Genomic DNA, 19,985 nt, shown 5'->3' on the forward strand with positions numbered 1-19,985 from the left:
GTCACCAGGGAACTCATTTTCCGATCCGACGGGCAGCCCGCCAGACAATGCCCGGTGAGCGCGCATTGCTTCACATTGCGCTGCGCCGGTTTCCAGGAGAACTGCATTTTCTCGCAGCCCTGAATCACCTTGTGGGCGCAGGCATTGATTTCGTGGGCTTCGTTGATGTGAATCTGTAGCTGGTCGGCCACCGTATCCAGATACGGGCGAAACTTTTCCGCAGACAAATTATCCAGCCCGTACTTGGCAGCCCAGCCATCAAGCACGTCATCGCCGGGCTCTTCCATGACGCAGGCACCAATCACCGTGGATCCCCCCACGCAGGCACCCTGCACAAAAATAATATCCGCAGTGGTGTTCACCTGGCCTACCTGATCCTGATAGATCTTGGTCATGGTATCGCCAAGGTGCTCGGTAAAGGCCGAGCTGGGATAGTACCGCCCGGATTCCAGCACCAGCACATCCCGACCGGCCTTGGCCATTTCATAGGCCACCATGGCACCGGCGGCGCCGGAGCCCACCACCACCACATCGGTTTTCAGTGTAAATCGCTTGCCCAGGCTGGCATCCAGTGCCACATCTTTTGCCTGGGTGACAGGAACCCCGTCCCGGGCTACTCGTACAAACGCCATTATTATTCTCCGCCCTTACGCCCGTGGTAACGGGGCATTCCCCAATCGTCGTACACCCCACAACTCCGTCACCGGCCCGTGATATTCCAGGCCCGGCCAGGTGCGCTCGTCACGCCAGTAGTTCAATGCCACCAGCGCTTTCAGGGTGGTCATCAGCCCGCGTTCAAAGAACGAGCCTTCCTGCATGGCATCCACATAAGCCAGGGCCTTGTCATCGGGCAAACGGGTAAAACGGCTGAACTTGAAGCTGACCATGGGACGGTTGTTGAACACCCAAATCCCCAGCCCCAGCAGTTCGCGGGTCTGCGGCGGCATTCGCTGGGCCATGGCATCCACGTTTTTTATGGTGGGTACGACATCCGTACTAGAGGGCAACCCATAACGATCAGCGGGGATCATCACCTCGGTAAGGCGGGTGATCACCTCGACTTCGTCGTCATTGAGGCTGTGGTACTCGAGGGTTTCCGGCGCCTCACGGCGGCCGAATAGACTGGAACAGCCGGTGGTGAACGCGGCACCCGCCAGCACACTGGTTCGCAAGAACCCGCGGCGGCTCAGGGGCTCAAGGCCGCCCAGAAAGCCGGGCAGCGGCGCACGGTTATTATTCTTCATTCAGACCCTCTCCTGGGCAGGCCTGTTCTCTTTCAGGCCCTTGTTGTTATTGGTGGAGCGGTATTTGCCATGGTTGTTATCCCCCGAGTCTATAACAAACCGTTACAAACGCCAAAGCCCCCGGCGCAACCGGGGGCAGGCATTATGATCAAGCGGAAATACGCTATGGCGAAGAGCGGGCCTGCGGGCATCCCAACCCGCTGCTTTCAGGCCATTTGCCGGGCAATACGGGTGGCCAGCGCATACACCGTGATCTGTGGGTTCACGATGATGGAGGTGGGTAACAAGCTGGCGTCGGCCACGTATAACCCGGGCACATCGTGGCTCTGGCCATCGCTACCGACCACACTGTTATCCGGATCGGCCCCCATCCGGCAGGTACCCTGGGGATGATAACTGACCATACGCAGGTGCTGTGGCAGGTTTTCCAGCGTATCGACCATCTCATCGATGTCTGCCTCACTGCGAATCACCCGATTATCGCTGGCGGGCACATAGACTTCTTTGGCACCCGACGCCAGATGCAGCCGAGCGGCCGCTTTCAGGGCACGCTGCATGGAGGGAAAATCCGTATCGCTGAGCTGATAGTTGATCTTCTTGCGCTCCCCGTCCCATTCAATGGTGCCCACATTGTGGTCGTGGATCAGCGTGACCAGCCCGCCCAGGTACTTGGCATCGGCCATGTAATCCATGAACGGCTTGCCGGTACCCGGTTCCGCCGCCATGGTCAGCTCTACCAGCCCGGCACCGCCATCTTCCAGCACGAAGCCGCCCTTGTCGGGGTGCATGAACTCGTCCACATACACGCCGAGCATGGCGCCACGCCAGGGATAAACCGGCTCCGGGTAGCGGGCGGGAACGTACAATGACGGGTGGCAGGCAAAGTTCCTGCCCACCTGCCCGGACCGGTTAGCCAGCCCGCTTTTCAGCAGCAGCAGCGGGGTCTGCACCGCCCCTGCCGCAACAATTACCCGGGGCGCTGTCACCGTCATGCGGGCAGCAATAGAGCCATCACGATGGGTTACCGTCGCCGCCACACCGCTGGCCTTGCCGTTTTCGGTAAGGATTTTCTCCACGCGAGTATCCGCGTAAATCTGCGCCCCATGGGCTGTGGCCCAGGGCAGGTAGGTCACCAGCATGGACTGCTTGCGCTCGGTCTTGCAGCCCGACAGGCAATGCCCGGTCAGCCCGCACTGACGGATATTGCGCTGCAGCGGTTTCACCGACCAACCCAAACGGTTGGCACCGGCGCGGATCAGGCGCCCGTGTTGGGGAATCTCATGCTCACCGTTTTCATGAACGGCCAGGTTCTTCTCTACTTCGTCAAAGTAGGGTGTCAGTTCCGCCGTGGTCAGCTCATTGAGACCAAAATCCCGCTGCCAGTCCTGCAGGATGAAATCCGGTGTGCGAAAGCACACACAACCATTGACTACCGTGGAGCCGCCCACACAGGCGCCCTGCAACACCAGCAGATCGCCGCTGCTATTGGTCTGGCCACCATGGTCCTGGTAGAGGGTATCCAGGCTTTCACTGAAACGTTCAGTGAAGTCCTTGGAGGGCACATAGGCACCGGCTTCCAGCACAACAACCTTGAAGCCCCGCCGGGCCAGCTCATAAGCACTGACCGCCCCGCCCGCTCCGGAGCCGACGATCACCACGTCCGCCTCAATTTCCAGCCGCTCGCCCTCAGGCTGCTTGCCAATCAGGTCACTGGCCTGATGCACCGCAAGGCCGGTGGCCTGCCAACCTGCCGAGCTGTCCGCTGTTGTTGCTATTGTGTCATTCATGCCTTCCCCTCCGGCTGCTTGGCACGCAGTGCATCATCCGCCGGTAACGGCGCATTGCCGAGATAGGCCAGCCCCCACTTGTCGCTGACCGGGCCATCAAAATCCGTCGCCGCCCAGGTAGCCGGCTCCTGCCAGTAAGCGCTGTAGATCAGTTGCTTGATCACTGTGGCCAGGGTGCGCTGAATCACGCTGGCGCGCCCCCAGCTATCAAAATAGGCTCGCGCCTCCGCGTCGGATAGGTCCACAAAACGGCGGCCATGACTGAGCACCGCCGCGTTGTCGAACAAGCCCAGCCCCGTCCCCATTTCCTTGCGCGTGGCCGGGTCCAGGTTATTCAGCAGTGCCTGCACATTACGCACCACTGGCACCTGGTCACTGGGAGTTAGCGCTGTCCCCTCCACCGGCAACAACACTTGGCGGGCGCGATCAAAAAGATGGTATTCCCCGGCAGACAGTCCCGTGGCCCACTCCGGTGCGGGCTGGTTATCCAACGGAGAGCGACGCAGGAAGGCAAAACCGCCGGCAGCCACGGCAGCCACACCGGCGGAGCCCAGCAGGCTCCATTTCAGAAAGCGCCGTCGGGCCATGCCCTGCTGCCAGATTGCCGCCACACTGGGGGCGGAACGAGGGCTTTTCATGGTCTGTCCTCAACACAAACAAGTCAGTGATGAAGCTACTGAAAAGCCCCTATGAAAACAATGTGTTTACCTGCACAGCCCGGTTTGACCGCACAGTACAGCCCAGCATTGGCGCGGGCTTGGGAGGAACCGTCAGGTTGGGGGTCGATCGTCGAGGGTGACTTTTGGCCCAACGGCCACCGGGTCCTGGTGGATAATCACATCCGCCATGGGAAACGCCTCCTGGATACGCGTTTCAATCCGGGTGGCCAGGTCATGGGCCTGCAGTAAGGTCAGGTTCTGATCCATATCCACATGCAGCTGGATAAACTGGGTACGCCCGGACTGGCGGGTACGCAGATCATGGAACCCCAGCGCCTGCGGATGATCCGCCACAATCGCGGTAATCACCTCCCTCACCTCGCCGGGGATTTCCCGATCCAACAACAGTTGCGCCGATTCATAGGCAATATGCCAGGCGCTGAACAGAATAAAGATCGCAATCACCAGGCCCACCACCCCGTCCAGCCACAGATAGCCAAACTGGCTGACCACCAGCACAACAATGATCCCCACATTGACCGCCAGATCCGACAGGTAATGCAGCGAGTCCGCCTCAATAGCGGTGGAACCGGTTTCCCGGACCACATACTTCTGGATCAACAACAACCCGAATGTCAGCACAATGGAAAACAGCATCACGGCCACACCCGCGCCATTCTCACTGATGGGCTGCGGGTCCATCAGCTTGGTCACGGACTGGTGAATCAGAAACACCGAAGAGCCGGCAATAAACACCGCCTGCCCCAGCCCGGCCAGCGCTTCAGCCTTGCCATGGCCGAAGCGGTGTTCCTCATCCGCGGGCACCAGAGAATAGCGAATAGCGAAAAAGTTGATTAGCGAAGCAATGGAATCCATCACCGAATCCACCAGCGAGGCCAGCAGGCTGACAGACCCGGTCATCAGCCAGGCAATGGCTTTTGCCGCAATCAAAATCAGCGCCGTCAGCACGGATGCCAACCCTGCCATCAGTAGCAGGCGGTGTTCACGGCGATCATCACGACGCATATCTGTATTCCGTTAATCAGTTGGGAAAAGCGGTGCGGGGGAATCAGCGCTTGGGCAAATAGCCCATGGGGTCGACGGGCTTGCCGTCTTTGCGGATTTCAAAATGCAGCTGAGTGCGGAAAGTGCCACTGGCGCCCATGGTGGCCACCTGCTGACCGCCCTTCACCGAATCCCCTTCCTTGACCATCATCTTATCATTATGGGCATAGGCACTTAACCAGCGTTCGCTGTGCTTGATAATCAGCAGATTACCGTAGCCTGTCAGGCCACTGCCCCGGTAGACCACACGCCCCGGGGCGGCAGCCACCACCGGGCTGTTCCGGCGCCCGGAAATGGCGATTCCCTTGCGCCCCTGGCTGGCATTGGAAAACGATTCCACCACCTGGCCGCTGGCAGGCCAGCGCCACTCCACCGGGCCGACCGGGACTGCCGGCTTCGTGGCGGGTTTAGAGGCAGGTTTTGCCGCCGGAGCAGGCTTGGAAGCGGGTTTTGAGGCGGCCGGTTTGCTGGCCGGTTTGGAAGAAGTAGTTGCCGGTTTGCTGGCCACCGCCGGGCTGGAGGTCTTGATGCCCAGCGAGATACGCTGGCCGGGATAAATGGTGTACGGCGCCGGAATGTTGTTGGCCCGGGCCAACGCTCGGAAATCCCAGCCGTAACGCCAGGCAATGGAGTACAGGGTCTCACCTTCACGCACGTGGTGCGTGCCGGAGGTGACTTTGCGCGGCTTGGGTTCCTGGCCATAAATATCCACCACCGGTGCAAAGTTGCCGGCACTGCAGCCACTGACCAAGATCCAGACCATGAACGCTGCCAGTGTGCGCATCAGTGACTGTCGGTGCCTGTGTGAAGATCTACTGCCATCAATCACCCCGTTGCCAGGAAACCAGAATCCAGATTGCTCAGTAAGCGTAAACCGACCGCACGACAATACTCAGCCTTGCGGTGTCTGCGCAACATTATGCACCGGCGCCACCCGGTAAAGTAACCACACCAGCCCGGCCGCCACTGCCACCATGGCCAGAGCCAAAGGTAGCTGTGCGGACTGCTCGGTAATCGCGGCATACTGTGATGGCCACAGCCAGGTATCACCCAGGCCGTGCTCGCCGCTCAATCGCCAGGGCCACAATTTCAGTAATGAACCCGCCATAAAGCCGGCCAGTAACGCCATGACCGTGTCATGGAAACGATGCAGCGTCCACTTCAGCACATGCACAAAACTCAGCAGCCCCAGCGCACATCCCGACAGAAATGCCAGCAGCAAGCCAAACTCAGCCTGCTTCACAGCTTCCAGCACGGGCTGGTACATGCCCAGTAAAAGAAGGATAAAACTGCCGGAAATGCCCGGCAAAATCATTGCGCAGATGGCCAGCATGCCACTAAAGAAAAACACCAGCGCACCGCTACCGGCAGCCGACAATGCCGGGGCCAGGCCGATGGCCACGGCCACGCCGGTGCCCAACAAGAAGGCTCCTATCTGCACCGGGCCACGCTGCTGCAAGGGTTTCAAGACCAGGAAAATACTGGCGAGAATCAGGCCACTAAAAAAGGCCCATACCGGCACCGGATGGCTATCCAGTAACCAGGTAATCAATCGTGCCAACACGGCAATACTGGTGAAGATACCGGCCAGCAAGGTGAACAGAAACGTGAGGTTGGCCTGCTGCCAGACGGCAACAAATCCCTGCTGCCGCCATACGGTCAGCAGCCGCGGAGTAATGCCGCCCAGGGTGTTGATCAGCTCTTCATAGATGCCGGTGATCAGGGCCAGGGTGCCACCGGAAACGCCGGGCACCACGTCAGCTGCCCCCATGGCCATGCCGCGAAAAAAAATACCGGGTCGAATCATGTTTGCGCCTCAAGCACCACGCTGCACGCAACAACGCGATTTGGGATGAGTGTTTTTGCACGCTGGAGTGCGCGCTTCTCTAATCAGCAGAACCATTTGGACCGGGAAGCAAGTTACCACTTTCACGTTGCAACACGAGTTTGGGATTGTGTTTCCCCACTACCGAATTTCGCCCTTCAAACTGTTGTGGTGCGCGGGCAGAGCTTATTCGCTAGAACCAATTCTGATCGCGCCTTGTAGCTTGCAGCTTGAAGCTGCCTTACCGCATCACCCCACGCTGGAACGGCACGAAGCGTACCGGGTCCAGGGTCTGGGCATGAAATTGATCCCCCTCGCGGTCAACCACGGTGAGAATTTGCTGGCGATCACCGCCAACCGGCATCACCAGGCGACCGCCGTCTGCCAGTTGAGACAGCAAACCGTCAGGAATATCCGCACGGGCGCACGCCGCGAGAATACCATCGAACGGCGCCTCCGCCTTCCAGCCAAAACCGCCATCCGCATGCTTGAGCTGCACCTTGGCCAGGCCCAGCTGCAATAGACGCTTGCGGGCCTGATCCTGCAGGGGGCGAATGCGTTCCACCGAATACAGCTCATCACAAAACGGCGCCAGCACCGAGGTTTGATAACCGCAACCGGTGCCAATTTCCAATACCTTGCGCGGCTTGCCGTTGGCAATCAGCAGCTCGGTCATGCGGGCAACCACCCAGGGCTGGGAAATGGTTTGCCCATGACCGATCGGCAAGGCGGTATCATCATAGGCCTGATGCGCCAGGGCTTCTTCGATAAACAGGTGTCGTGGTGTATTGCGGATGGCATCCAGTACGCGCTCGTCCTGAATACCGGCGTCACGCAAGCGCTGCACTAACCGATCCCGGGTCCGTGCAGACGTCATGCCGATGCCGCTGAGTTGGATATCCATCTGTGTTCGTTTGCCTCAATGCGAGTCAATCAGCCGGTGAACTGATCAGCTCTGCCATTACTGTCGTGGCAAAAGCGCCTGTGGGTAGCGTAAATGCCAGCTCCAGGCAGTCTTCCCCTTCCCTTTCCGGGTCTGTATGCCAGACCCACTGCAAGTCCCGTACCGGCAGCCTTGTGCTACGGCGGGCTTCTTCTACCTTGATCTGGCGCAGGCCCTCTATCACCGGGGCGTGGGGCGCCAGGATCTGCTGCTCCAGTTCATTACAGGGGCCAGATGATGCCATGCCGGGCAAGCCGGGCAAAGGGGCGGTGGGGTGCACTTCCCCGCTCGCCACCCGCTCCACCGCCTTGCAATCGTCATCGGCCATGAACAACCCGCGGCTGCCTTCCGGTTGCAAAATATCGCCGGCCTGCACCCGGTTCCAGCAATGGCGACGCACCCGTTCCGCCAATACCTGATTAAACAGATTACTGCGCACGGCGGACAACCACATGCCCCGCAGCGCTTTCTTGCGTGGTGCTTCCCCGCCCAGCAACCATTCGGTACCACGCACCAGATTCCCGGCTCCCCGACCAAAACGTTGTTCGCCGAAATAATTCGGAACGCCTTCCGCCATGATGGCGTGCAGCTGGGTCTCCAGTGCTTCCCGGTCGCCCTGGAAAGCCGTGACGCGCAACCGAAAGTCGTTGGCACGATGGGTGCCACGGTTGAGTTTGCGGCGGTGACGACCGGCTTGCAGCAGCGTCAGGCCTTCGGGCCAATTGAACTCCGGATCGTCCTTGCCCGGCAAATGCAGGCTGAACCATTGCCGGGTCACCGCATGTTTATCTTTCAGACCGCTGTAGCCCACTGATAAACGATGAACCCGGGCCTGCTTGGCGAGCAGCATGGCCACGTCTTCGGTATTCCAGCCGGTTTTTTCAATTTCCAGCCAGAGGTGTTCACCCTGGCCTTCCGGCGTCACGTGCATTTGCTCCGCGACGTAAAAGTCGTCTGGCCGTGCCTTTAATACACCCTGGCACACCGGGCCTCCGTGAGCGCAGGGCAAGGCTTCACGGGTCATGTCGGACACGGCAGTCACTGGCTCTCCAGCAGCACCACGGCCTGCACCGCTATGCCTTCCTTGCGACCGGTAAAGCCCAGCTTTTCCGTGGTCGTTGCCTTGACCGACACCTGACCCGGCTCACACTGCAGCAATTCGGCGATGCGCTCACGCATGCCCGCAATGTGCGGCGCCAGCTTGGGTGCCTGGCAGATCACCGTGAGGTCTGCATTACCCAGCCGCCATCCAGCGTCCAGAATGGATGAATAGATGGCGGTCAGCAGCTGACCGGAATCAGCACCTTGCCATTGCGGGTCAGTGTCCGGGAAATAGTGGCCAATGTCCCCCAGCGCCAAGGCGCCAAGCAAGGCATCGGATAACGCATGCAACGCCACATCGCCATCGGAATGCGCCTTGAGGCCGTGGCTGTGGGGAATGGCAATACCACCGAGCATGACATGATCGCCCTCATCGAAGGCATGGACGTCAAACCCCTGACCAATACGCACGCTCACCACGGTTCTCCTTCGCTGCTGTCATCACCCTGCTGCCGGCTCAGATAAAAGCGGGCCAGTGGCAGGTCGTCGGGGACGGTTATCTTGATATTGTCGCTGTGACCGGCGACCAAGCCAGGCTGCCAACCATCACGTTCCATGGCAGAGGCTTCATCGGTAATGGTGGCCAGATCACCCTGCAGGGCCGCTAGCAGCGCCTGCGCCGGAAAGAGTTGAGGTGTCAGCGCCCGCCAGATATGCGCACGGTCCAGCGTGGCGGCAATACGCTGCTCGCCAGCGGCTTGTTTGATGGTATCCACCACCGGCAAGGCGAGAATGGCACCCTGGGGGCCGGTCTGGTCCAGCAGACTCTGAATATCCGAGAGCCGGATCAGCGGGCGCGCCATGTCGTGCACCAGCACCCAGGCGTCAGCGCCGCCCTCATCCAGCACAGCCGCAACGCCGTTGCGTACCGAGTCGGCCCGGGTATCACCACCGGCCACCGTCTGGATGCGTGGGTGGCCAGAGACCGCCAGCGTGGGCCACCAGGGGTCGTCAGCGGACACCGCCACCACTACTTTGTGGATCGGCGCGAACGAGAGCAATCGATTCAGGGTGTGTTCGGCCAAGGTTTGGCCGGCCAGGGAAAGATACTGCTTGGGAAAACCCGCGCCCATTCGGCTTCCCACCCCGGCAGCAGGAACCACGGCATACAGCGGGCCGGAAATAACAGGATTCACTCTGTGCCCCGGGGCTGTTCAAGAATCAGGAAAAAGGTTTCTCCGTTACGAACCATCCCCAGGTCCTTGCGTGCGATTTCTTCAATCGCTTCTGTACCTTGTTTCAGGTCGTTCACGTCAGCGGCCATGAGACGATTGCGTTCTGCCAGCTTGGCATTGCTTTCTTTCAGCACGGCCACGTCTTTTTTCAACGCGGCCACATGGCGAAGGCTGCCTTCACCAAACCACAACCGAACCTGCAGGCCCAAAAACAGCAGCGCCAGCAATGCCAGAGCGACTTGCCGGGCAGGTGACAGTTTCAGTGTCATCCGCTCGGTGTTGCCCTTGCTGTTGCCGGCGCTGGATTTTGCCTTGGGGGCTGGCATCGCTTAGCCGAGCAGCTTGAACTCTTTACGGCCATGGTAAGCCGCACGGCCCAGTTCCTGCTCGATGCGAATCAAACGGTTGTACTTGGCAACACGGTCGGAGCGGCACAGGGAGCCGGTCTTGATTTGGCCCGCCGCCGTCGCCACCGCCAGATCAGCAATGGTGGTATCCGCTGTTTCACCACTACGGTGGGAAATGACCGCAGTGTAACCGGCATCTTTGGCCATTTTGATAGCGTCCAGAGTCTCGGTGAGAGAGCCAATCTGATTGAACTTGATCAGGATGGAGTTGGCCACGTTCTCGTCGATACCGCGCTGGAGAATCTTGGTGTTGGTCACGAACAGGTCATCGCCCACCAGCTGGACTTTCTTGCCCAGTTTTTCGGTGAGGATTTTCCAGCCATCCCAGTCGGATTCGTCCATGCCATCTTCGATAGAGATGATCGGGTAGCGGTCGCACAACTCTGCCAGGTAGTCGGCAAACTCTTCAGAGCTCATGCTACGGTCTTCACCGGCCAGCACGTACTTGCCATCCTTATAGAATTCGCTGGCGGCACAATCCAGCGCCAGAGTCACATCATCACCCGCCTTGTAACCGGCAATCTCGATGGCTTCCATGATGGCTTCCAGTGCCGCTTCGTTGCTGGGCAAGTTCGGCGCAAAGCCGCCTTCATCACCCACCGCGGTGTTCAGGCCACGTTTCTTCAGCACGCCCTTCAGCGCATGGAAGATTTCCGCCCCGTAGCGAATCGCTTCCGCCACCGTGGGCGCGCCCACCGGCTGGATCATGAATTCCTGAATATCCACGTTGTTATCGGCGTGCTCACCACCGTTGATGATATTCATCATCGGCACGGGCAAGGAATATTCGTTATCGTCGTCCTGCAGGTCGGAAATATACTCGTACAGGGGCTTACCCTGATCCACCGCCGCCGCCTTGGCCGCCGCCAGGGACACAGCCAGAATCGCATTGGCCCCCAGGTTCGCCTTGTTCTCGGTGCCATCGGCATCCAGCATGGCCTGGTCCAGCGCCTTTTGATCACAAGCGTCTTTACCCACCAGCAGCTCGCGGATGGCAGAGTTCACATTGCCTACCGCCTTGGTGACGCCCTTGCCCAAGTAACGGGACTTGTCGCCGTCACGCAGTTCCAGCGCTTCGCGGGAACCGGTGGAGGCGCCGCTGGGCGCACAAGCACTGCCACTGGCACCGGATTCGAGAACCACATCGGCTTCGATTGTCGGGTTGCCGCGGGAATCCAGAATTTCACGGGCCTTGATGTCAACGATCTTGGACATGTCGGTAAATCTCCAAACTCTAATCAGTTATTTTCGAAGGCAGGCAGTGCCTTGACGGTATTATCCAGGGTTTGCATCTGTGCAAGGAATGGCTCCAGACGATCCAGCCTCAGGGCGCAAGGGCCATCGCATTTGGCATTATCCGGGTCCGGGTGGGCTTCCAGGAACAGCCCGGCGATGCCCTGACTGATGCCGGCGCGACCCAATTCCGCCACCTGGGCACGACGACCGTCAGCGCTGTCAGCCCGGCCACCGGGTTTTTGCAAGGCGTGGGTGACGTCGAAAAACACCGGGTAGTTGAATTGCTTCATGATGCCGAAGCCGAGCATGTCCACCACCAAGTTGTTGTAACCAAAGCTGGAACCGCGCTCGCAAAGAATCAGCTGATCGTTACCGGCGTCCTCACATTTGTGCAGAATGTGCGACATTTCGTGGGGCGCCAGAAACTGGGGCTTCTTGATATTGATGATGGCCCCGGTTTTTGCCATGGCCACCACCAGGTCCGTCTGCCGTGCCAGAAAGGCCGGCAGCTGGATGATATCCGCCACTTCCGCCACCGGAGCCGCCTGGTAAGGCTCGTGCACGTCGGTGATCACCGGGCAGTTGAAGGTCTTTTTGACTTCTTCGAAGATCTTCAGGCCTTCGTCAAGGCCCGGCCCCCGGTAAGAGCTCAATGAAGACCGGTTTGCCTTGTCGAAACTGGCCTTGAATACCCAGGGTATGTTCAGCTTGCTGGTCACTTCCGCATAGGCTTCCGCCACCTGCATGGCCATGTCCCGGGATTCCAGCACATTCATGCCGCCGAACAAGGCCATGGGCTTGTCGTTGGCGAATTCCAGCCCGTTCAGGGCAATGGTCTTCTGATTACTCACGGATCACGCCTCCTTGTGGGCCTGCTGTTCCGCCAAAGCGGCTGCCACATAGCCTTTGAACAAACCGTGCCCGTCACGGGGGGTGGAGGTGAATTCCGGGTGGAACTGGCAGGCCACAAACCACGGATGGTCGCCCACTTCGATCACTTCCACCAATTCACCGTCCACGGAACGGCCGACGATCTTCAAGCCTGCCGCTTCCAGTTGCGGCAGGTAGTTGTTGTTTACCTCATAGCGATGGCGATGGCGCTCCACGATACGCGTGCTGCCATAACACTGGGCCGCGCGGCTGCCTTCTTCCAGCACGCACTCCTGACCACCCAGACGCATGGTACCACCCAGGTCGGAGTCCGCAGAGCGCTGCTCTTTCTGACCATCTTCGGTAATCCATTCGGTGATCAGTCCCACCACCGGGTCCGGCGTGTTCGGATTGAGCTCTGAGGAATGGGCTTTTTCAATGCCTGCCACGTGACGGGCATATTCGATCACCGCCAGCTGCATACCCAGACAGATGCCCAGATATGGCACCTTGTTCTCGCGGGCATAACGGATTGCGGCAATCTTGCCTTCGGTCCCCCGGTCACCAAAACCACCGGGCACCAGAATGGCATCCAGGCTTTCCAGCACACCGGTGCCGTCGCGCTCGATATCTTCCGCATCCAGATAGAGGATATTGACCTTGGCGCGGTTGCTGATACCCGCATGGATCAACGCTTCGTTAAGTGACTTGTAGGCATCGACCAGTTCGATGTACTTGCCCACCATACCGATGGTGACTTCGTTTTCCGGGTTCAGTTGTGCTTCCACCACACGATCCCATTCGCCAAGATCCGGTTCGGGCAGATCCAGGCCAAACTTTTCCACCACGATGGCGTCCAGGCCCTGCTCGTGCATGCCACGGGGCACCTGGTAAATGGTCTTGCAGTCCGGGGAGGAAATCACCGCCCGGGCTTCCACATTGGTAAACAGGGCAATTTTTTCCCGGGCGCTCTGCGGAATCGGGTCATCCGCACGGCACACCAAAATGTCTGGCTGCAGCCCGATGGAACGCAGCTCTTTCACGGAGTGCTGGGTGGGCTTGGTTTTGATTTCCCCGGCGGTGGCGATGTACGGCACCAGCGTCAGGTGCACCAACAGGGACTGGCTGGAGCCCAGCTCCACGCGCATCTGCCGGGCCGCTTCCAGGAAAGGCAGCGATTCGATATCGCCCGCAGTACCACCAATTTCCACGATGGCCACATCCGCATCACCCGCGCCTTCGCGGATCTTCAGTTTGATCTCATCGGTGATATGGGGGATCACCTGGACGGTGGCGCCCAGGTATTCACCGCGGCGCTCTTTATCCAGCACATGCTGATAGACACGGCCGGTGGTAAAGCTGTTGCGGCGGTTCAGGCGGGTGCGAATAAAACGCTCGTAATGACCCAGATCCAGGTCGGTTTCGGCGCCGTCTTCGGTCACGAACACCTCACCGTGCTGGTAAGGGCTCATGGTGCCGGGATCCACATTGATGTAGGGATCCATTTTAATCAGGGTGACCTTGAGGCCGCGAGCTTCCAACAGGGTGGCCAGGGACGCGGAGGTAATCCCCTTCCCCAGAGACGACACCACACCGCCGGTGACAAAGATGAAACGAGACATGCACTCACCAGATCGCTAGTGGGTTGATAGCACCATCGTCAGTGTGTACCGGCCCCCATAAAAAAAACACCCTGCACGTTACAGACGGGCAAGGAGCTTTCGTAAATCGGGTTGGCCAGCTTCGCAAGAGACGATTGAACACCTGAAAATTCAGGAGCTTGCGCTACATCAGGACGGGAGAAAATGTTAACAGAAGCCGCCCCGTGCCTCAATCGGAATCGCTCCCGAAAGCGTAAAAAGGTGGTGATACCCAAACCGTACAGGCATCGGCTACGCCGAATTGCGCACTGCCTGTAAATGGTTGGCCAAGCGGCTGAGAGAGCAGCAAGGCTCAGGGACCGATCCACTCTTGCGCCCCACCGAGCTCGGAGGCAGGGAGCCCGAGATCAGCCTCAGGGCTTCTCACATGCCGCCAGCACATCGGCAAAAGGCGCATCGATCAGCGATGCAAACTCGGAATGCCGGCCCAGACGGGCACGGCTGGCTCGGGGGCTGCTGATACCACAAAGAAAGCGCGCCAGTTGCCGGGGCGTGGCCAGCGCCCCATGCCCTTCCTGTCTCACTGCCTGAATCACCGCCGCGTCAGGCACACGGCGATGGCGTGCCGTCATGGGCCAATGCTCGCCCTTGCAATGGCTGCACTGCCCACAGGGTTCGGGCAAGCGTTCGCCAAAATAGCTCACCAGGGCCTGCTGGTAACAGCCCTTGCCCTCAGCCCAGTCACACACTTGCTGCAGCCGCTGGATATCCCGTTGTTCGCGCACGCCAAACTGCTCTTCCATTCTGGCGGTCAGCGCCTGAGGCTCCTGCGGGCGCTGCAACATCCGGTATCCCTGGCGCACCCCGGCCACACGCAGCTCAATCATCCCCTGCTGTTCCAGATAACCCAGCGCCTTGAGGATGCGAAGCCGGTCAACCTGCAGCTCTGCGGCAGCATCAATGGGCTTCAGGGTCAGCCAGGTGCGCCCTTGCTTCCCGGTCGCGAAGACCCGCTGCAGGAAGTCGGCTCTTTCATCATTGAATTGACTAATCACGTCATCCCGGGACGTCCGGAAAGCCAGCTTGTACTCCGTATAAAATGGCGCCGTGGCGCGAACCACCCCTTCCAGCTCCAGATAGGTCAGCAGTGTGTTGATCACCAGAGGACGCACATCGAACTGCCCGGATAATTCATGCACAGACAGGTCGAATTGCTCGGGCCGGGCCACCAGCCAGTTGATCAACCCCGCAAGCGATGCGCCGTCCGGGGTATCCCCGTAACTGAAATTCTCCAATACGGTCAGATCGTCCGAACCGGCCAGCAATACACACTCGGAGGGTTTGCCATCCCGCCCTGCCCGGCCGATTTCCTGCATGTAGTTTTCCAGGGACTTGGGCAGGTTGTAGTGATAAATCGCGCGAATATCGGCCTTGTCGATGCCCATGCCGAACGCGATGGTGGCAACGACAATATTCCCCTGCCCAGCCATAAAAGTTTCCTGCACCCGGTGGCGCTCGTCATCCTTCAGCCCCGCATGATATGCCTGCGCCGGCAGCCCCTGCGCCTGCAGGAACCCGGCCACCTGTTCGGCGGTTTTCTGCAAAGTGACATAAACGATGGCCGGCTCCGATGGCCGGGACTGCAATGCCGCCAACAATGCCTGATCCCGTTCGGAGGTATTGTGGGGCCGAATATTCAGCGCCAGATTGGGGCGGAAAAAGCCAGTCTGAACATGATCTTCCCGGGCAATGGAAAAACTGTCGCAGATCTGCTTCGCCACCTGGGGAGTGGCCGTCGCGGTCAGTGCCAACACCCTGCCCACATTGAGATCGCCGGCAAGCTGCGCCAACTTTAGATAATCCGGGCGAAAATTATGCCCCCATTCTGAAACACAGTGCGCTTCATCCACCGCCATCATGCTGATCGACAGCCGCTTCAAACGCGCCAGAAACCGCTCATTGGCCAGGCGCTCCGGCGCCACGTACAACAGCTTGATACTGCCGTCATCCAGCCCTCGGTAGACACTCTGTAATTGCTCTGCATCCACGCTGGAATCCAGCCGCGCGGCAGTAATACCCAGCCGGTGAAGCTGATCCACCTGGTCTTTCATCAATGCAATCAGCGGCGACACCACCAGGGTCACACCACTGAACATCAACGCCGGCAATTGGTAACACAGGCTTTTACCGCCGCCAGTGGGAAACACCGCCAGCGCCGAACGCCCGGCCAGCAATGCGTCGATAACTGCCTGCTGCCCGGGGCGAAAGGCCTGAAGCTGAAAGGTCTGCTGCAAATGTTGCTGAAGGGCCTGCATGGCACTCCCTTTTCGGCTGGGGTTGAAGACGCAAGAGATTCGGGATCAGTCAGCGCAAGTCTGGCAGAGGAGGAATACTGAAACGAGCAGGCGTTTCGTATTTTACTGTGCGCCAGAACGGACAACTCCCGGCGCCGGGATTACATGCGGGAAGGCTTGCTAGTGTGACATTGCGGTTGAAGGTAACAAATACCAGCGCTCACTATTGTCACTGTCTTCACCATCGGCCAGCCCCACCAACGGCACACTCACCACATCCCCATCACGGAACAGCAATGGCCACTGCCGCCGCTGCCAGGGCGGCACGCCCGCCGCGCGCCAGAGTTCCTTGATCTGTTGATGCAGTCCATGACGGCGCACGGCCAGAGAACCGGACAAAGCCCTGAGCTGCAGATTACCCGGTGGACGAAGCACCCAAATGTCTCCCTCACCACCTTGCTTTGACCAATGCCAGTGGGGCAAGGTCGGTGGCGGCGCCCCTTCCAGCCAGAGCACATCGCCCTGCCAGGGCTGAAAGGCCCCACGTGAATCCAGATACAATGCTCCACGGTACAAGCGTGCCGTGTAGCCACCCCACTCCACCCGCGCCTGGCTATCCACCGCAGCCAGATGCAGCAGCCGCAACTGTTCAAGCACCGCCGCACTGGGCGCGGTGACCCGGTTTTGCTGTAGCCACCAGCGCAGCACATTGCGCTGCCGCGCCAGAGACAAATCCGCCAAATCGGTCAGAGGAAAAGACGCTCCGGCCACGCCAAGGTTATCCGCATCCTGTTCCGCAATTTCACTGAGCAGCTCACCAGCTTCAGCCATGTGGTCTGCCGCCCGGGCAAGCGTGGCATCGGCGCCGGGCCAGCGATCACGCAGTGCCGGTAGAATAGTGTGGCGCAGATAATTACGGCGCAGGGACTGATCCTGATTGCTGGGATCTTCGCGCCAGTTTAGCGATAACGCCGCTCCCCAGCTCTCCAGCGTCTGGCGGCCAACCCCCAACAACGGCCGCCAAAGGGGCACACCTTGTTGCTGACTGTGCTCACGCATGGCCGATAGCCCCTGCACACCCGCTCCACGCAGCAGCCGGAACAGCAGGGTTTCCGCCTGATCATTGCGATGGTGGGCCATCACCAGTGTTGCGCCCTGGGCGCGCGCCAGCGGCAATAGCACACGATAACGGGCCTCACGGGCACCGGCTTCGAGCCCGTTGGCCATGTCGACAGCCACCGTTTCAATAGCGAGCGGGATACCTTGCTGGTCCGCCAGCGACTGGCAAAAACGCGACCAGCCCTGGCTATCGGCCTGCAATTGATGGTCAATATGAACAGCGGAAAGACGCGGACCCAGACCCGCTTTGATCAGGAGATGAAGCAACAGGCAGGAGTCCAGACCGCCACTGAGGGCCAGCAGCAGAGGCCCGTCGGGGGCCTGTTCAGCCAGCGACTGGCTGAACCCGGCAGCATAGGACATGGTTATTCGTCAGCGGGGTCGCTGGTCACGTTGCCGTAGCTCATCAGGCGCTCGTAACGGCGGTCGATCAGCGCATCCATGTCCATGGCGCGCAGCGATTCCAGCTGGGTTTCCAGCGCCTTGCGAACGGCGTCCGCGGCCTGGTCGTGATCACGGTGAGCGCCGCCCAACGGCTCCTTGATCACTTGGTCCACGATGCCGAGTTCATGCAGCCGGCCGGCCGTCAGGCCCATGGCTTCCGCCGCTTCCGGGGCCTTGTCGGCACTGCGCCAGAGAATCGAGGCACAGCCTTCCGGGGAAATCACCGAATAGGTGGAGAATTCCAGCATCTGCAAATGGTCGCAGACACCGATGGCCAGGGCGCCGCCAGACCCGCCCTCGCCAATGACGGTGGCGATAATCGGGGTTTTCAGCTGGGACATCACACGCAGGTTACGGGCGATTGCTTCCGACTGACCACGTTCTTCCGCATCAATACCCGGAAAGGCACCGGGAGTATCAATAAAGGTGAGTACCGGCAGCTTGAAACGTTCGGCCATTTCCATCAGGCGCAGCGCCTTGCGGTATCCCTCCGGTTTCGGCATGCCAAAATTACGGCGCACCTTCTCTTTCACTTCGCGACCTTTCTGGTGGCCAATCACCATGACTGGCTGGCCCCCCAGGCGCGTCATACCGCCGATAATGGCCGGGTCGTCGGCAAAGGCACGATCACCATGCAGCTCATCGAAATCGGTAAAGATCCGCTTGATGTAGTCCAGCATGTAGGGGCGCTTGGGGTGTCGGGACAGCTGGGAAATTTGCCAGGAGCTGAGGCCGCGGAAGATGCTTTCGGTGAGCGTAATGCTCTTTTCCTGCAGCTTGGCCACCTCCTCGGAAATGTTCACCTCGCTGCCACTGCCCACCAAACGCAATTCCTCGATTTTCGCTTCCAGGTCGGCAATCGGTTGTTCAAATTCGAGGAAATTGGGATTCATATTCTGAGCCTGTTCAAGGTGTTATCAGCATGCGCCCGGACCAGAATGGCCGTTCCCTGGCGCCAACAAGGCAGAAACGCTACGCCGGGGATCCCCAAACGCAACCTGCCCATAAAAGAATGCAACAAGTGTAGCCGCAACCCAATGACAACGTCGAGAGATGGCCGACATGGCTAGGTTGCAAACTGTTTCAAAGGGAGACACTGCACGCATCAGGCTTCACGCAACAACGCGGGAGCGCATCGAACATAAAGAACGGCCCTGCGTCGCTCCCAAGCACCTAAGTCGCGGACTCTGACACCTCCACTACTGCGCAGCTTTCTCGTGTTGAAGCGTGCTGCGTGGTGCGTCTAGCGTTAATACTCCATCCGCACCGCGTCTTCACCAAAGCGGACGCGCAGCTCTTCCACCAGTGACTCGTGGGGGCTGATTTTCCATTCATCGCCCAGCCAGAAACTGGCAGCCGCAATGTTGTGGTCCAGATCCAGCAGCACCGGGGTGTTGCCCCCCTGGTAAGGCGACAGCATCTGCTGGAGCTGCTGGGGCAAATCGTCCGCCACCGGCACCGCCACCCGCAAACGGCGAGCAAAGGTTTCCCGGGCCTGACGCATATCCATGATTTCATCGGCGACCAGATTAAAGCCGCCGGTGTATTCGTCGTTACGGACGCCGCCCTTGAAGATCAGCAGGGTATCTTTCTGCACCAGCTCGCCGAATTCAGCGAAGGTTTTGCCGAATACAGACACTTCCACCCGCCCGGTCTTGTCATCCAGGGTAATGAACGCCATGCGATCGCCACTGCGTTTGCTACGGGTAATACGCAATGCCACCACCAGCCCGGCGATGGTGGCGGCCTCCCCTTTCCCGGTGGGCTGCAGGGAATTGATTCGGGCGGTAACGAACTGCCGCACTTCTTTTTCATACTGGTCGATGGGGTGGCCGGTCAAAAACAGGCCCAGGGTGTCACGCTCGCCATTAAGACGGGTCTCATCGTTCCAGGCGCGGGCCGGCTTCCATTCCACCGCCGTGGCCGGGCTGTCATCCACGGCCCCGAACATATCCATGATGCCGGCCGCTTCGTTGCGGGCATCCTGATCTGCAGCGGCAATGGCGTCCGGCAAGGTAGCCAGCAACTGCGCGCGGTCGTGGAAACTGCTTTTCGGCCCCAGCTTGTCCAGTACCCCGGCGCGCACCATGGCTTCCAGTGAACGACGGTTGATTTTTTTCAGGTCAATGCGGCGACAAAAATCAAACAGGTCCTTGAACTCACCGCCATCTGCCCGCGCCGATACGATGGCATCGATGGGACCTTCACCCAGCCC

Annotated in this window: 19 protein-coding genes; all 19 read right to left on the minus strand. The window is 59.6% G+C overall.

Going from position 1 to position 19,985, the window contains the following annotated elements:
- Positions 1-632: FAD-dependent oxidoreductase (locus tag A3754_RS00005; RefSeq protein ID WP_156496617.1), on the minus strand; the 632-nt coding region annotated here is incomplete at its 3' end.
- Positions 633-647: 15 nt separating this feature from the next.
- A complete protein-coding gene (locus tag A3754_RS00010; RefSeq protein ID WP_007150876.1) occupies positions 648-1,244 on the minus strand; it encodes a hypothetical protein in 597 nt (198 codons plus the stop codon).
- A 206-nt stretch (positions 1,245-1,450) separates the two neighbouring features.
- Positions 1,451-3,031, minus strand: a complete 1,581-nt coding sequence (locus tag A3754_RS00015) for an FAD-dependent oxidoreductase (protein ID WP_063518498.1) — start codon at positions 3,029-3,031, stop codon at positions 1,451-1,453.
- On the minus strand, positions 3,028-3,669 hold the full coding sequence (locus tag A3754_RS00020; RefSeq protein ID WP_063518499.1) for a hypothetical protein: 642 nt from the start codon (positions 3,667-3,669) through the stop codon (positions 3,028-3,030). The genes A3754_RS00015 and A3754_RS00020 overlap by 4 nt, the downstream gene beginning before the upstream one ends.
- 132 nt (positions 3,670-3,801) lie before the next feature.
- Positions 3,802-4,716 carry a cation diffusion facilitator family transporter gene (locus tag A3754_RS00025; protein ID WP_063518500.1) on the minus strand — a complete coding sequence of 305 codons (915 nt, stop codon included), beginning with the start codon at positions 4,714-4,716 and terminating at the stop codon, positions 3,802-3,804.
- Positions 4,717-4,759: 43 nt separating this feature from the next.
- On the minus strand, positions 4,760-5,518 hold the full coding sequence (locus tag A3754_RS00030) for a peptidoglycan DD-metalloendopeptidase family protein (protein ID WP_369817553.1): 759 nt from the start codon (positions 5,516-5,518) through the stop codon (positions 4,760-4,762).
- Between the two features lie 129 nt (positions 5,519-5,647).
- Complete coding sequence (locus A3754_RS00035; protein ID WP_063518502.1) at positions 5,648-6,562, minus strand: DUF368 domain-containing protein; 915 nt, start codon at positions 6,560-6,562, stop codon at positions 5,648-5,650.
- Between the two features lie 259 nt (positions 6,563-6,821).
- On the minus strand, positions 6,822-7,484 hold the full coding sequence (locus tag A3754_RS00040; protein WP_063518503.1) for a protein-L-isoaspartate(D-aspartate) O-methyltransferase: 663 nt from the start codon (positions 7,482-7,484) through the stop codon (positions 6,822-6,824).
- 25 nt (positions 7,485-7,509) lie between these two features.
- Positions 7,510-8,565 (minus strand): tRNA pseudouridine(13) synthase TruD, encoded by a 1,056-nt coding sequence (gene truD, locus A3754_RS00045; RefSeq protein WP_231880418.1) that lies wholly within the window; start codon positions 8,563-8,565, stop codon positions 7,510-7,512.
- A complete protein-coding gene (gene ispF, locus A3754_RS00050; protein WP_197468330.1) occupies positions 8,562-9,035 on the minus strand; it encodes a 2-C-methyl-D-erythritol 2,4-cyclodiphosphate synthase in 474 nt (157 codons plus the stop codon). The genes truD and ispF overlap by 4 nt, the downstream gene beginning before the upstream one ends.
- Before the next feature lie 2 nt (positions 9,036-9,037).
- Positions 9,038-9,760, minus strand: a complete 723-nt coding sequence (ispD, locus tag A3754_RS00055; protein WP_082872373.1) for a 2-C-methyl-D-erythritol 4-phosphate cytidylyltransferase — start codon at positions 9,758-9,760, stop codon at positions 9,038-9,040.
- Complete coding sequence (locus tag A3754_RS00060; protein ID WP_082872374.1) at positions 9,757-10,125, minus strand: septum formation initiator family protein; 369 nt, start codon at positions 10,123-10,125, stop codon at positions 9,757-9,759. Before A3754_RS00060 ends, ispD begins: the two co-directional genes overlap by 4 nt.
- Positions 10,126-10,128: 3 nt before the next feature.
- A complete protein-coding gene (eno, locus tag A3754_RS00065; protein ID WP_063518506.1) occupies positions 10,129-11,421 on the minus strand; it encodes a phosphopyruvate hydratase in 1,293 nt (430 codons plus the stop codon).
- Positions 11,422-11,444: 23 nt separating this feature from the next.
- Positions 11,445-12,293: a 3-deoxy-8-phosphooctulonate synthase gene (kdsA, locus tag A3754_RS00070; RefSeq protein WP_082872375.1), complete on the minus strand. Its 849-nt coding sequence runs from the start codon at positions 12,291-12,293 to the stop codon at positions 11,445-11,447.
- A gap of 3 nt (positions 12,294-12,296) precedes the next feature.
- Positions 12,297-13,934: a CTP synthase gene (locus A3754_RS00075; RefSeq protein WP_063518507.1), complete on the minus strand. Its 1,638-nt coding sequence runs from the start codon at positions 13,932-13,934 to the stop codon at positions 12,297-12,299.
- Positions 13,935-14,326: 392 nt separating this feature from the next.
- Positions 14,327-16,228: an ATP-dependent DNA helicase RecQ gene (locus A3754_RS00080; protein ID WP_063518508.1), complete on the minus strand. Its 1,902-nt coding sequence runs from the start codon at positions 16,226-16,228 to the stop codon at positions 14,327-14,329.
- A gap of 159 nt (positions 16,229-16,387) precedes the next feature.
- Positions 16,388-17,689 carry a tRNA lysidine(34) synthetase TilS gene (gene tilS / locus A3754_RS00085; RefSeq protein ID WP_063518509.1) on the minus strand — a complete coding sequence of 434 codons (1,302 nt, stop codon included), beginning with the start codon at positions 17,687-17,689 and terminating at the stop codon, positions 16,388-16,390.
- 2 nt (positions 17,690-17,691) lie between these two features.
- Complete coding sequence (locus A3754_RS00090; protein ID WP_063518510.1) at positions 17,692-18,663, minus strand: acetyl-CoA carboxylase carboxyltransferase subunit alpha; 972 nt, start codon at positions 18,661-18,663, stop codon at positions 17,692-17,694.
- A 356-nt stretch (positions 18,664-19,019) separates the two neighbouring features.
- The coding region (locus tag A3754_RS00095; RefSeq protein ID WP_231880419.1) for an OB-fold nucleic acid binding domain-containing protein at positions 19,020-19,985 on the minus strand (966 nt) is incomplete at its 5' end.

This window comes from Alcanivorax sp. HI0083, assembly GCF_001635175.1.